The sequence below is a fragment of the Chitinophaga cymbidii genome (genome assembly GCF_007992715.1).
In the GTDB taxonomy this organism is placed as follows: Bacteria; Bacteroidota; Bacteroidia; order Chitinophagales; family Chitinophagaceae; genus Chitinophaga; species Chitinophaga cymbidii.
Genome location: NZ_BKAU01000004.1, coordinates 354,805 through 368,769 on the forward strand (window position 1 = coordinate 354,805; position 13,965 = coordinate 368,769).

A 13,965-nucleotide genomic window follows, 5' to 3' on the forward strand; every position below is an offset into this window, starting at 1 on the left:
GAAGCCATTCCCCGTCCATTAGCCTAATGGAAGCAGTCTCTGTTGAAGGGATGGCTGTTTCCGATTATTAACAACTAATTCTACGTAAGTTATGAAAAAAAAGCATTTAGTGCATGCTTGCAGTCCACCGCGTGCGCTAATAAAGGTACTTGTGATTATGAAACTAACCTTTTGCCTTCTCTTATTATCTTTTTTGCATGTTTCCGGGTCTGTTCATTCGCAGGATAAAGTGTCCCTTGACCTGCAGTCTGCCGACCTGCGGAAAGTGCTGCTGATGATAGAAGCACAAACAAAATATCATTTCATCTTTAGCGAGCGCAAGCTGAAGACAGATAAAAGGATCGATCTGTCCGTGAAGGACGAAGCGGTCTTTACCGTGCTGGAAAAAGTGTTGCCGCTTGCCAACCTGCAGTACAAGCTGCTGGACGGCAACCTGATCGCCATTACCACCAAAGGTGAATCGGGTGATGTGATGATGCGGAAGGATGTGCGGGGTACGGTAACGGATACCACCGGTATGCCGCTGCCGGGTGTGACCATCGCCGTGAAGAGCGCCCCGAGCGTAGGCACCACTACCGACCTCAACGGGAAGTATGTGCTTGACATACCCGAAGGCGCCACCGTGCTGGTGTTCAGCATGATCGGTTACGACAAGCAGGAAATTCCGATCAGCGGCCGGGACGTGATCAACGTACAACTGGCGCTCGCTTCCAACCAATTGGAAGAAACAGTGATCGTGGGCTTCGGCACGCAAAAGAAAAAAGAAGTGGTTGGCGCGGTGACCACCATCAACCCTAAAGAGCTGAAAGTTCCCTCCAGCAACCTCACCACCGCACTCGCCGGCCGCCTTGCCGGTGTGATCGCCTATCAGCGCAGCGGTGAGCCGGGAGCGGACAATGCGGACTTCTTTATCCGGGGGGTTACCACCTTTGGTTATAAAAGAGATCCCCTGATCCTGATCGACGGTATTGAAACCACCACCACCGATCTGTCCCGCATGCAGGTAGACGATATCGCCAGCTTTTCTATCCTGAAAGACGCTACCTCCACAGCGCTGTACGGCGCCAGGGGCGCCAACGGCGTGATCCTTATCACTACCAAGGAAGGGGTGGAAGGTAAAGCCCGCATATCCGTGAGGATAGAAAACTCCAATTCAGCGCCCACCAAAAACGTGGAGTTTGCAGATCCCATTACGTATATGCGTTTGGGTAATGAAGCCGTGCTCACCCGCGATCCGCTGGGCAAGCTGCCTTATTCGGAAGCCAAGATCGACAATACCATCGCCGGCGCCAACCCTTATGTTTTTCCGGCAACGGACTGGCGGAAGGAGCTTTTCAAGGAATCTACCATGAACCAGCGCGCCAACTTCAACGTTACCGGCGGCGGAAAGGTAGCCCGGTACTATCTCGCGGCTACTATGAACCGGGACAATGGTATCCTCAAAGTGGACAAACGCAATAACTTCAATAACAATATCAAGCTGAATACCTACTCCATGCGCTCCAACGTCAACATCAACCTGACGAAGAGCACGGAAGTAGGCATCCGCCTGTCCGGCACCTTTGATGATTACAACGGTCCCCTCGGCGGCGGCACCACCATGTACAAGCGGGTGGTACAGTCCAATCCCGTATTGTTCCCTGCCTATTATCCCAAAGACGAAGAGCATTCCTACGTGCAGCATATCATGTTCGGCAACTACGGAGATGGCAATTACATCAACCCGTATGCGGACATGGTAATGGGATACAAGGAATATACCCGTTCCAAGCTGCTGGCTCAGTTTGAGCTGAAGCAGAACCTCTCGTTCATTACCGAAGGGCTTTCCTTCCAGGCGCTCTTTAACACCGCGCGCACTACTTATTTTGATGTGCAGCGCTTTTATAATCCGTTCTGGTATGGCCTGGGTAACTATGACAAGTATACGGACAAGTATAACCTGACGATGCTGAACCCGAATACGGGCACGGAATACCTGAACTATGGCGAAGGCCCCAAGGAGATCAGTGCCACTACTTACCTGCAGGCAACCGCCAACTATAACCGCACGTTCAACGACAGGCACAATGTAAGCGGCATGATCGTGTTCCTCATGAACAACGAAGTGCAGGCGAACTCCGGCTCGCTGCAGCTGTCGCTGCCGCGCAGGAACATTGGCGTGTCCGGCCGTCTTTCTTACGGATATGACAACCGTTATTTCTTTGAATATGACTTTGGCTATAACGGAACGGAAAGGTTTTACGAAAGTAACCGTTTTGGCTTCTTCCCCTCAGTGGGTGGCGCCTGGCTGGTATCCAACGAGCCTTTCTTCAAACCGTTTACAAGAGTTGTCAGCAACCTGAAACTGCGCGCCACTTACGGCCTGGTAGGGAACGATGCGATCGGTGATCCGAAATCCCGCTTCCTCTACCTGGCGGACGTGAGCATGACAGATGGCGCGAGGGCCTCCTCCTTCGGTACCGATTATGCGTATTCCCGTTCAGGTATTTTCATTCACCGCTATGGCAACAACGACATCACCTGGGAAACCGCCACCAAAACCAACTGGGGACTGGAAGTAGGATTGTTCAACAAAATAAACATCCTGCTGGACGTGTATACCGAAAAGAGAAGGAACATCCTGATGACACGCGCGGATATTCCCGTTACCATGGGCTTTTTGGACAATGCGGATATCCAGGCCAATCTCGGAGAGGCCAGTGGAAAAGGGTTTGATCTTTCTGTGGATTACAGCCACAGCTTCAACGCCGACTGGTGGATGCAGGCGAGGGGTAACTTTACCTATGCCACCAGCAAGTTTGACGTGATCGAAGAGCCGGATTATGTAGAAAAATATTTATCAAAACTCGGATACCCGCTGTCACAACAATGGGGATACATCGCGGAACGTTTGTTCGCGGATGATGCGGAGGTAGCGAATTCGCCGGTGCAGAACTTCGGCGAGTACACCGCGGGGGACATCAAATATCACGATCTGAACGGTGACGGGCAGATCACTACGCGAGACCAGGTGCCCATTGGTTATCCTACCACGCCGGAGATCGTATACGGCTTCGGCTTTTCACTCGGCTACAAGAATTTCGACCTGTCCGCTTTCTTCCAGGGACTGGGCCGGGAATCTTTCTGGATCGATGCGGATTCCACCGCACCTTTTGTGGGGGACCGCGCCTTGCTGAAGGCATATGCGGACAATCACTGGTCTGAGGATAGCCGCGACCTGTACGCCACCTGGCCCAGGCTAAGCGCCAGGAAAATCGGCAACAACGCACTTACCAGCACCTGGTTTATGCGCAACGGCGCATTCCTCCGCCTGAAAACGGTGGAGCTGGGCTATACGCTGCCGGCGGCCATTACCCGCAGATGGAGGATCGAGAAGACCCGTATCTATGCGAGCGGCATTAACCTGTTCGTGCTGAGTAAATTTAAAATGTGGGATGTGGAAATGGGTGGAAAGGGCCTCGGCTATCCCGTCCAGCGGGTCATTAACGTAGGCGCCCAATTGTCATTCTGATCGTGTTAAAATCAAAAAATATTCAGATGAAGAAACATTTTAAAAAATGGCTGATCATCTTATTCGGACCATTCATATTTTCCTGTAATTACCTGGATATTGTGCCGGACAACATTGCAACGGTGGACCATATCTTCCGTATGCGCAATACCGCCGAACAATACCTGTTCACGATATACAGCTATCTGCCTAAATATACGGATGCTTATAATTATCCGACTTTCCTGGGAGGCGATGAGCTTTGGGGGAACGATTATAACGTGAACCTGAGCATGCCTGCCTGGCAGATCGCCAAGGGATTTCAGAACATCGTTACGCCGTATTCCGATTACTGGGGCGGGGGCAACGGCGGCCGCGGCACCTTTGTGGCGCTGCGCGACTGCAACACCTTCCTGGAGAACATCGGCAAGGTGCCGGACATGGACGACTATGAGAAAGCGCGCTGGGCCGCGGAAGCTACCTTCCTCAAAGCCTATTACCACTTTTTCCTGTTCCGCATGTACGGCCCTATCCCGCTGATCAAAAAGAACCTGCCTATCACCAGCAGCACGGCGGATGTAAAAATATCGCAGTCGCCGGTGGATTCTTGTGTGGATTACATCGCCAGCCTGCTGGATGAAGCGGTGGTGAACCTGCCTGACCGCATCGTAAATGAAGCAACAGAACAGGGGCGCGTGACCAAATCCGTTGCAAAGGCCCTCAAAGCCCGGCTCCTCGTTACCGCCGCCAGCCCGCTTTTCAACGGAAACCCGGACTACGCCACCCATACCGGCAACGGCAAAGACAAAGTGAAGCTCTTTCCTTCCGCCTACGATCCCCAGAAGTGGGAGCGCGCCATGATCGCCTGCCGGGAAGCAATCGAAGAATGCCATGCCGCAGGTCACCAGATCTACTACTACAACCCGGCTTTCCTGGGCTTCCCCGCTTCTCCGGAAACGATCACGGAAATGAGCTTGCGAAATGCCGTTTGCGAGAAATGGAACCCGGAAGTGATCTGGACGAGCACCAATAACAGGGCTACTACGCTTCAGCTGGAAAACCTGCCGCGCCTGTATTCCACCGACAAGCAAAGCGCAACGCTCTCTTCCTTCGGCGTACCGATGAAGATCGCGGAACAATATTATACGAAGAATGGCGTACCCATTTCGGAAGACAATACCTGGAACTACAACGCCCGCTACGGCACAAGGTCCGTTACCAGCGCGGACAAGCTCCGCCTTAAATCCGGTTATGTGACCGCCAATCTCAATTTCGACCGGGAGGTGCGCTTTTATGCAAACCTGGGCTTCGACGGCAGCCGCTGGTTCGGGCAGGGCCGCTTCAACGAAGAAGAGCCGGTGTACGTGGAGGCCAAGCTGGGCCAGATCGCCAACAACCACGCCTGGGCTTACTCCATGACGGGCTATTGGGCCAAGAAGCTGGTAAACCCGCAAACGGTTTCTTCCGCCACGGAAGTGACCACGCAAACATATCCCTGGCCCGTGATCCGGCTGGCAGACCTCTACCTGCTATATGCAGAAGCCCTGAACGAATGGCAGGGACCCGGCATGGAAACGTTCAAGTGGATTGACGAGGTGCGCGCCCGCGCCGGCCTCGCCGGTGTGGAAGAATCCTGGGCGAACTTTTCCACCAATCCCGGCGCACCGCAAACAAAAGAGGGCCTGAGAAAGATCATTCACCGCGAAAGATTGATCGAGATGGCTTTTGAAGGACAGCGCTTCTGGGACCTCCGCCGCTGGAAAGAAGCAGAAAGCGTGATAAACCAGCCGATCACCGGGTGGAACATCTTCGGCAAAACTGCCGCCGACTACTACCAGGTCAGGTACGTGTTCAACCCCGTATTCCGGAAGCGGGATTACCTCTGGCCGGTAAGGGAAAGCAACCTGATCGAGAACGCTCAGCTGGTGCAAAGCCCCGGCTGGTAATGTCTTTCATCGATAATCATAATGTAACTACAATGCGAACACAACATATTCTCATATTCTCCATCCTCTTCCTGGCCCTGGGCTGTAAAGAGGAAAAGCTGGAGCCCCTGTCCAAAGGCGGCAATGCCCCGGGCGTTGTCACCAATGTGAGTGTAGACAACCAGAACGGCAGGGTCGTGCTCTCCTACGATATTCCGAATGATCCCGAGCTGCTGTACGTAAAAGCAGTCTATGAAATTCGTCCGGGTAAACAAATGGAATCCATCGCCACTTTTTACAACACTTCTGTTACGCTCGACGGTTTTGGCACGACGGATGAACGGGAAGTGAAGCTGTATTCGGTAAGCAGGTCGGAAGTAAGTTCCGAACCGGTAACGGTAAAAGTAAAACCGCTCACACCGCCCGTGCAGTCTACCTTCGCTTCACTCGATTTCGTTGGTGATTTCGGTGGTATCACCGTAAAGTTCGCCAACCCGGATTCCGCCAATATGACCATCGGTGTATTGACAAGGGACGCCAATGGCGATGCCATTCCGGCAGATATGTACTACACCAGCCAGAAAGAAGGTGACTTCTCCGTGCGCGGATTCGATGACAGCGAGCGCTGGTTCGGGCTGTATGTGCGTGACCGCTGGCTGAACTATTCCGATACGGTGTGGAAACAGGTAACGCCTTTGTTTGAAGAGCAGCTGGACAAATCGCTCTTCCGTTCCATGAAGCTCCCGTCAGACGCCAATCTGTTCGGTTCCGGCCCCATCGCCAATCTCTGGAACGACAAGGTGCAGGGCGGTTCCAGCTCCAACAACACCTGGTTCCGTTCCGCCAACGGCTCCGGCATACCGCACTGGATCACCTTCGATATGGGTGTGACTGCCAAGCTGAGCCGCTTTGTGGAAGTACCCAGGGGTGCATTTGACGAGCTGAACCTGCTGTACAGCGCCGGTGATCCGCAGCTGTACGAAATATGGGGCTGTACGGAGTATAACCCGGATGGCAGCTTTGACGGATGGACGAAGCTGGTGGATTGTGAAGTGGTAAAAGTATCCGGCCTGCCCACGGGAGTTAATTCGAATGACGACATTCTCCGCGCGCAGGAAGGCCATCAGTTCAAAGTGCCGCTGGATGCGCCCCCGGTACGGTACCTCCGCGTCAAGATGCTGCAGACCTTCGGCAACGCGGACTACTGCTGGATGGCAGAGCTTACTTTCTTTGGTCAAAAACAGTAATTACTGAAAATCGCACAGCATGAAAAAACTATTGAAATATATATGCCTGTCAATGGCAGCGGGTTTTTACCTTGCTGCCTGCGACAAGGCGGATGAAGCTTACAAGGACTTTGTGCCGCAGGGGGAGATCATATATCCCGGCAAGGTGGATTCACTCAAAGTAAATCCCGGCAAGAACCGCATTGAGCTGGAATGGCTGCTGAAAACAGATTCCCGCATCGTGAAATGCAGGATCTACTGGAACCGCAAAGCGGATTCCTCCGATGTCACCGTTCAGCGCACCACTGGCGTAGATACCGTCAGGACCGTGCTGGACGCCATGACGGAAGGACCGTACGTTTTTGAAGTGTACACCTACAACGCGCAGGGCGACCGCTCCATCCGGCAGGAAGTGAACGGTGATGTGTACGGAGAATTTTACGAATCCAATCTCATCAACCGCATCCTCAGAAGCGCGGTGATAGACAACGATGGTAACGCGAAACTGCAATGGGACGAAGCGGACCCGCGCTCTCCGGCGGTGCGGCTGACGTACACGGACCAGGACGGCGTTGCGCAAACATTGCTGGTGCCCTCCACGGAAAGCACCACAATATTGAACGGCGCGCCACAAACAGGTACAATGGAATTTAAAACTTTGTATCTTCCGGTGCCAAACGCTATTGATACGTTTGCAGCGCCTGTTGTGAAGGTGAATTTATAGAACGAAAAAAATATAACGTAAACCGTGCAACGAAGAACATTCCTGTCCACCGCCGCACTGGGCGCTTTGGCCCTGGCGGCGGACATTCCGGCGCTCGCCGGAACGGACGACCCGGATTACCTGGTGATCAACGCCGGCGTCGGCGGCAATAACACGAACGATCTGCTGAAGCGGATAGACAAGGACTGCCTGTCACACAAGCCGGCACTGACGGTGCTCATGATCGGCACGAACGACATGAACAGCATGAAGTACATTCCGCTGGAGCAGTACCGGAAAAATCTTTCCACGCTGATCGAAAAGATACAGGCGCAGCAAAGCAAAGTATTGCTGATGACCATTTGCCCGTTTATAGAGGAATATCTTTTCACGCGGCATAAACGTGAGCATTATGGTGCGGAAGGACCTTCCGGAAGAAGAGCAGAGGTGAACAGAACGATCAAGGAACTGGCCGAACAATATAAAACGACGCTGCTGGACCTCGGGTGTTTGTTTGACAAGGCGGGGAAAGTGGGGCTGGACAAATTATCGCTGATCCAGAACGTTGCCAATTCCAATAAAACGGATGGCGTGCATCCCACGGCGGAAGGCTACCGTTTCATCGGGCTGGCGGTGTACCAGGCCATCCTTTTCCACGGCCTGCCGCAGAAACGCATCGTGTGCTTCGGCGACAGCATCACGGCAGGGGATGGAGGCACAGAACGTAACAGCTATCCTGCTACACTGAAAAGATTACTGACACCGGCATAATTTTTTACACCTATAAATAACAGATCCAAATCATGAAGTGCAAATTCCTGATCTGCGCTGTAGCGTTTTTTTTATGTCAGCAGCTGGCATGGGCTAACTACAAAGTAGACGTATGTATTTATGGCGGCAGCTCCGCCGGCGTGATCGCCGCTTACACGGCGAAAAAGGCCGGACGTTCCGTATTGCTGATAGAACCGGGCAAGCACCTGGGGGGCCTGACCACGGGGGGGCTGGGTTATACCGACATTGGTAACAAATACGCGATCCGCGGGCTGTCCCTCGAATTTTACAGGCAGATCGGGCGGCACTACGGGAAGTTTGAACAATGGATATTTGAGCCGCACGTAGCGGAAAGCCTTTTTACCGATTATGTAAACCGCGCGAAACTGGAAGTGCTCTATCAGCACCGCCTGCTCTCCGCGAGGAAAGAGAACGGCGCCATCAAGGAAATTACGCTCGACGCAAACGGCACTACCGTTACCGTATCCGCAAAAATGTTCATCGACTGTACCTATGAAGGCGACCTGATGGCCAAAGCGGGCGTAAGCTACACCGTTGGCCGCGAGCCCAATTCGCAGTATAACGAGACCTGGAACGGCGTGCAAATGCTCGACGGCCACCAGATCCCCGACAACGTAGATCCCTACAAAGTGCCCGGCGATCCGTCCAGCGGCCTGTTATGGGGTATCAGTCCCGAAACGCTGCAACCGAAAGGCAGTGGCGACAAAAAAGTGCAGGCGTACAACTACCGCATCTGCCTTACCAACGATCCCGCCAACATGGTGCCGATCACGCAGCCGGACAATTACGATATATCCCGTTACGAGCTGCTGGCAAGGCTTTTTGTAGCCCAGCCGCAAAGAACAAAGCTCAACGACTATGTGATCCTCAGCAGGATGCCCAATAACAAGACCGACATCAACAACCGGAACGGTTTTTCCACTGACATGATCGGCGCGAACTATGATTATCCCGAAGCGGATTATGAAACCCGCAAAAAGATCATCAGGGAGCACGAAGATTATACAAAAGGACTGCTGTATTTCTTCGCCACCGATCCCCGCGTACCCGCGCCGCTGCAGGAAGAAATGCGTAAATGGGGTTATCCGAAGGATGAGTATACAGATAATGGCAACTGGTCGCCGCAATTATACGTGCGCGAAGCCCGCCGCATGATCGGCGCTTATGTGATGACGCAGGCGAACTGCGTGGGCGAACAGGTAGTGCCGGATGGCGTAGGCATGGCCGCTTATACGATGGATTCCCACAACACGCAGCGTATTGTGATAGAAAAGAACGGCAAAAAAATGGTGAAGAACGAAGGAAATGTGGAAGTAGGCGGTTTCCCGCCGTACCCCGTTTCTTACCGCGCGCTGATCCCCAAAGCAGAGGATTGCAGCAACCTGCTGGTGCCCGTTTGCCTGTCCGCCAGCCACATCGCTTACGGCTCCATCCGCATGGAACCCGTGTTCATGGCGCTGGGCCAGGCTACTGCTGTTGCAGCCGACCTCGCGATCGAAGGCGGTACTTCCGTGCAGGAGGTGGATGCCAAAAAAGTAGCGGAAGTACTGGCAAACAATCCCCTGGGCGATGGCCGGCAGGGGGATGTGCTGATGGACAACGCAACTGCCAATCTGCAGCTGGAAGGCGACTGGAAAACAGTAAAAGGGAAAGGCAGCTACGGGACCAATATGCTCACCGCGGAAAAAAATGCGAAAGCTACTTTTCGTCCCGTGATCCGCAAAACAGGCAATTACGCCATTTACATGTATTATCCCCGTTTGAAAAATAATGCGGAGGTAACCAACATTAAAGTAATGAATGGCAAAAAAGAGCAATCTGTGCCGGTGATCGCAAAAGATGTGAAAGTAGTGGGCCAGACCTCCGGTGAATGGGTAAAACTCGGCACTTTCCGGCTTAAAAAAGGCAGTTCATCCTATGTGGAGATCTCCGCGGGAGATGCCGGCGAAGGCGTGGTAGTGGCCGATGCGGTGCTTTGGGTACCCGAAAAGAGATAAATTACTCCTTCTTTACCGATAATTTGTTAAGTTTGCAGTATGTCAGGCATTGTACATACTGCAAACTTTTTTACTTTCCGGCGCTCATTGCCGGATGGTTTGCATTTTTATGCCTGTATCAAACAGCATTTCCGCGTTTTTTGCAACAAGCTGTACTATTTCTCAAACTTTAAGGACTTCAATACTTTCACCCTGGCCTGCTAGTTAACTCCCGCGGCACAGGGTTACTTCTTGTTATTTTATTATTCTGCTATTACCCGGACCAGGAAAAGGGCGCCGGCGTATGGCAGCTTTTCATTTTATATAGCACCCTTAAATCGATAAACTATGAAGAAAGCAGCACCAACACTCGTACTCAGAAATGATGATCATGAAATACTGACATCCTACCTGAGCAGCCAGGAACTGTCCGGCAATCATAGCATTGAAGCGTTGCAGGCCGAGTTGAAAAAGGCAAAGCTGGTCAGCAAGGAAGAATTTCCTGAAGACGCTATCCGCCTCAATTCCAGAGTTAAAGTCAAAGATGCCAATAACGGAAAAGAAATGGAATTGATGGTAGTAATGCCAGACGATGCGGACATCAAGCAACGTAAAATATCCGTGACAGCGCCTGTAGGCATCGCCCTCATCGGCTTCCGCAAAGGACAGAAAGTAGGATGGCAGGTGCCTGCCGGCATGAAAACCTTTACCATCACAGACGTGGTGAACCAGGATTAAGCTATGGAAGAGAGGGTGTGTCAAAAAACTGGCACACCCTCTTTTGCCTGGCGACCCCCAATCGGTAAAAAGTACCATAAAATCCATAAATCGCCATTGGCGGCTGATCCACTCCGGCGTACCTTTGTGCTGTCATGAAAACAGCTATCCCGGTATACGATATTTGCAGCATCAGCAAAGGCCATCATCAGCAGGACCTGCTGGTGGAGCGGCTGGACCACTACCTGCAAAAGAACTATCAGAAAGTGCATACGCAGCATGGGCATGATTTCTATCACCTGGCCATGTTCACCAAAGGCAGCGGCACCCATACGATCGACTTCACCACCTTTACCGTAAAGCCTTTCCAGGTCTATTTCATGGTGCCCGGACAGGTACATAGCTGGTACTTCAGGCCGGGCGTGGATGGTTATATCGTTCATTTTTCCGCCGCTTTTTTCCACTCTTTTCTGTTGAATCAGGATTACCTGGAGCGGTTTCCGTTCTTCAGCGGCAATAGTAAGGACCAGGTGGTCAACATCCCCGTAAACGCGCGGAAACAGATCACCTCGGTATTTGAGAACATGCTGCCGGAAACAGCCGTGCATGATATGGTCCGCGTACTGCTGCTGGAATTGTTCCTGCGGGTGGAAAAGATCAGCGCGCGTACGGCGCAGCGGACCATACCGCAGCAGAAGCAGCTTGTGATGCGGAATTTCCGGCAGCTGATCAACAAACATTTCCGCACCATCAAGCTCCCGAAAGAGTATGCAGAATTGCTGTACATCACGCCCAACCACCTCAACGCGCTTTGCCAGGACCTCCTGGGCAAGACCGCGGGAGAGCTGATCCGGGAACGCATTTTGCTGGAAGCAAAGCGGATGCTCACCAATGCGGACCTCACCATCACCCAGATCGCCTATGACCTTAACTTCCAGGATAACTCCTACTTTACCCGCTTTTTTTCAAAGTATGAAGGGGTCACCCCGGATGGATTCAGAAAAAGCTTAAACTGACAGATATATGTGTGCTCATCAAGACGACCACAAACCCAACCTCCTCCTTAGCGTATTGCAGAACAGGTGCCCCCGTTGCAGAAGGGGCCGGCTGTTCGAGGAATCCAATCCCTACCGCCTCCGCAGCTTCATGAAAATGAATGTGCAGTGCCCCGTCTGCGGCCAGCCTACCGAGCCTGAAACCGGCTTTTATTTCGGAACCGGTTACGTCAGCTATGCCCTGTCCATCGCCCTGAGCGTAGCCACTTTCGTGGCCTGGTGGGTGCTGATCGGTTTTTCGCTGGATGATAGCCGTTTATTCTGGTGGCTCGGACTGAACGGCATCCTGCTGGTGCTGATGCAGCCGTTGCTGATGCGCGTGTCGCGAAGCATCTGGCTGGCGTTTTTTGTGTATTACGACAAGAACTGGCGGCGCTTCAGAATTTCGCAGTAAAAAGAACAACATTTTGGTATAATTAGTGCGGTAGGAGATAAAAAATCACCGCCCATGCGAAAACTGTTCATCGAAAAGGCGATCATCATAGACGCGCATATTTCCGACGTATGGAAAGTGCTTACAGACCCTCAGCTGAATAAACAATGGATACAGGAATGGTGGCCCGAGCTGGAAACACTGGAAGCCGACTGGCGGCCAGGCGGCCACGTTGTGTGGAAATTGAAGGACGGACAGACCGGCGCTGACGGCAAAGTGACCATTGCGGACCCCTATACGATGCTGAGCTTCAGCTTCCGTATCAACGAACCGAATACCTCTAAACAGGAGATCATCACCTACAAGCTGGAAGAACGCGACAATCATACCTACCTGCTGGTAACGGTAGGCGATTACGGTGATACGCCGGAACATGAGCTGTGTTACCCCGGCGCGGTGGAGAGCTGGGACCTGTCGCTGCCGAAGATCAAAGCGCTTTCAGAAAAATAAGCAGGCATTATTGCTTTTTCCGCTGTATCTTATCATTTCCTAAAACCCTTTCCCATGTTCCACTCCCGTAGAAAATTCCTGCAGTATTCCGCTTATATGGGCGCCGGCGCGCTGGCGATGCCCCTGGCCGGTATGGCCTTTCCTTCCCAACAAAAGAAACTTGGCATTGCCCTGGTGGGCCTCGGCGGGTATGCCACCAACCAGCTGGCGCCCGCGCTGATGCAAACGCAGCACATTGAACTGCGGGGCATTGTGACCGGTACGCCGTCCAAGATTCCGCAATGGCAGGAAAAGTATAAGATACCGGAGAAGAATATTTACAACTACGGCAATTTCGACGAGATCGCGGATAATAAGGACATCGATGTGGTGTACATCGTGCTGCCGAACTCCATGCACGCGGAATACACTATCCGCGGCGCCAAAGCGGGCAAGCATGTGATCTGTGAAAAACCGATGTCCGTTTCCGTTAAAGAAGGAGAGGAGATGATCGCCGCCTGCAAAAAAGCGGGCAAACAACTGGCGATCGGGTACCGTTTGCATTATGATCCCTTTCACCTCGAATTTATCCGCCACAGCCGCGAGCAGGTTTTCGGGAAGGTGCTGGCGGTGGAGGCCAGTGATGGATTCCGGGCCGGCGATCCCAATCAGTGGCGTTTGAAAAAGGCGCTGTCCGGCGGCGGGCCGCTGATGGACGTGGGGATTTATGCGATCCAGGGAACTAGGTATACTATCGGCGAGGAGCCCATCGCCGTTACCGCGCAGGAGTTCCCCAAAACAATGCCGGAGAAGTTTAAAGACGTGGAAGAATCGCTGGCATGGCAACTGTATTTTCCCGGCGGCGCCGTTTCCAATTCCTTCTCTACTTACACAACGAACGTGAACCGCTTGTTTGCCGGTGCGGAAAAAGGCTGGTTCGAGATCAATAACGCTTTTGGCTATAGCGGCCAGCAGATGCGCACCAATAAAGGCCCCCTGCAGATCACGCCCATTAACCAGCAGGCCGCGCATATGGACGGCGTAGCTTTGTCCATCCTGCAAAACAAGCCCGCAAACAATGTTTCCGGCGAAGAAGGGTTGCGGGACATGAAAGTGATCGAGGGCATTTACGAAGCGATCGCCAGCGGGAAGAAAGTTGATCTCAAGATTTAACGAAGAAATGAATCCGGAGGGGCAGAGGTATTGGCAGAATGAGTCC

At 52.7% G+C, this 13,965-nt stretch carries 11 protein-coding genes; all 11 read left to right on the plus strand.

Features of this window, described 5'->3' with window-relative positions; translation table 11 throughout:
* Window positions 1–157 precede the first annotated feature (157 nt).
* The 11 genes from CCY01nite_RS17715 to CCY01nite_RS17765 all read left to right on the plus strand — a co-directional run bounded on the left by CCY01nite_RS17715 (window position 158) and on the right by CCY01nite_RS17765 (window position 13,919).
* On the plus strand, window positions 158–3,511 hold the full coding sequence (locus CCY01nite_RS17715; RefSeq protein WP_146864613.1) for a SusC/RagA family TonB-linked outer membrane protein: 3,354 nt from the start codon (window positions 158–160) through the stop codon (window positions 3,509–3,511).
* Window positions 3,512–3,537: 26 nt separating this feature from the next.
* Window positions 3,538–5,436: a RagB/SusD family nutrient uptake outer membrane protein gene (locus CCY01nite_RS17720; RefSeq protein ID WP_146864615.1), complete on the plus strand. Its 1,899-nt coding sequence runs from the start codon at window positions 3,538–3,540 to the stop codon at window positions 5,434–5,436.
* A gap of 32 nt (window positions 5,437–5,468) precedes the next feature.
* Window positions 5,469–6,662, plus strand: a complete 1,194-nt coding sequence (locus tag CCY01nite_RS17725) for a DUF5000 domain-containing lipoprotein (protein ID WP_186831124.1) — start codon at window positions 5,469–5,471, stop codon at window positions 6,660–6,662.
* 19 nt (window positions 6,663–6,681) lie between these two features.
* Window positions 6,682–7,365 (plus strand): DUF4998 domain-containing protein, encoded by a 684-nt coding sequence (locus CCY01nite_RS17730; RefSeq protein ID WP_146864619.1) that lies wholly within the window; start codon window positions 6,682–6,684, stop codon window positions 7,363–7,365.
* Between the two features lie 24 nt (window positions 7,366–7,389).
* A complete protein-coding gene (locus CCY01nite_RS17735; RefSeq protein ID WP_146864622.1) occupies window positions 7,390–8,115 on the plus strand; it encodes an SGNH/GDSL hydrolase family protein in 726 nt (241 codons plus the stop codon).
* 32 nt (window positions 8,116–8,147) lie between these two features.
* Window positions 8,148–10,133 (plus strand): FAD-dependent oxidoreductase, encoded by a 1,986-nt coding sequence (locus CCY01nite_RS17740; RefSeq protein WP_146864624.1) that lies wholly within the window; start codon window positions 8,148–8,150, stop codon window positions 10,131–10,133.
* A gap of 327 nt (window positions 10,134–10,460) precedes the next feature.
* A complete protein-coding gene (gene rnk, locus CCY01nite_RS17745; RefSeq protein WP_146864626.1) occupies window positions 10,461–10,850 on the plus strand; it encodes a nucleoside diphosphate kinase regulator in 390 nt (129 codons plus the stop codon).
* A 134-nt stretch (window positions 10,851–10,984) separates the two neighbouring features.
* Window positions 10,985–11,845 (plus strand): AraC family transcriptional regulator, encoded by an 861-nt coding sequence (locus tag CCY01nite_RS17750; RefSeq protein WP_146864628.1) that lies wholly within the window; start codon window positions 10,985–10,987, stop codon window positions 11,843–11,845.
* Window positions 11,846–11,852: 7 nt separating this feature from the next.
* A complete protein-coding gene (locus tag CCY01nite_RS17755; RefSeq protein WP_146864630.1) occupies window positions 11,853–12,278 on the plus strand; it encodes a DUF983 domain-containing protein in 426 nt (141 codons plus the stop codon).
* A 54-nt stretch (window positions 12,279–12,332) separates the two neighbouring features.
* Window positions 12,333–12,767 (plus strand): SRPBCC family protein, encoded by a 435-nt coding sequence (locus CCY01nite_RS17760; RefSeq protein ID WP_146864632.1) that lies wholly within the window; start codon window positions 12,333–12,335, stop codon window positions 12,765–12,767.
* 54 nt (window positions 12,768–12,821) lie between these two features.
* Window positions 12,822–13,919, plus strand: coding sequence for a Gfo/Idh/MocA family protein (locus CCY01nite_RS17765; RefSeq protein WP_146864634.1), 1,098 nt, complete (start codon window positions 12,822–12,824; stop codon window positions 13,917–13,919).
* Window positions 13,920–13,965 lie beyond the last annotated feature (46 nt).

Bases quoted from the DNA above. Each gene is read 5' to 3' on its own strand.
- CCY01nite_RS17715 (WP_146864613.1), top strand. From the start codon at position 158: ATGAAACTAACCTTTTGCCTTCTCTTATTATCTTTTTTGCATGTTTCC.
- CCY01nite_RS17720 (WP_146864615.1), top strand. From the start codon at position 3,538: ATGAAGAAACATTTTAAAAAATGGCTGATCATCTTATTCGGACCATTC.
- CCY01nite_RS17725 (WP_186831124.1), top strand. From the start codon at position 5,469: ATGCGAACACAACATATTCTCATATTCTCCATCCTCTTCCTGGCCCTG.
- CCY01nite_RS17730 (WP_146864619.1), top strand. From the start codon at position 6,682: ATGAAAAAACTATTGAAATATATATGCCTGTCAATGGCAGCGGGTTTT.
- CCY01nite_RS17740 (WP_146864624.1), top strand. From the start codon at position 8,148: ATGAAGTGCAAATTCCTGATCTGCGCTGTAGCGTTTTTTTTATGTCAG.
- rnk (WP_146864626.1), top strand. From the start codon at position 10,461: ATGAAGAAAGCAGCACCAACACTCGTACTCAGAAATGATGATCATGAA.
- CCY01nite_RS17750 (WP_146864628.1), top strand. From the start codon at position 10,985: ATGAAAACAGCTATCCCGGTATACGATATTTGCAGCATCAGCAAAGGC.
- CCY01nite_RS17755 (WP_146864630.1), top strand. From the start codon at position 11,853: ATGTGTGCTCATCAAGACGACCACAAACCCAACCTCCTCCTTAGCGTA.
- CCY01nite_RS17760 (WP_146864632.1), top strand. From the start codon at position 12,333: ATGCGAAAACTGTTCATCGAAAAGGCGATCATCATAGACGCGCATATT.
- CCY01nite_RS17765 (WP_146864634.1), top strand. From the start codon at position 12,822: ATGTTCCACTCCCGTAGAAAATTCCTGCAGTATTCCGCTTATATGGGC.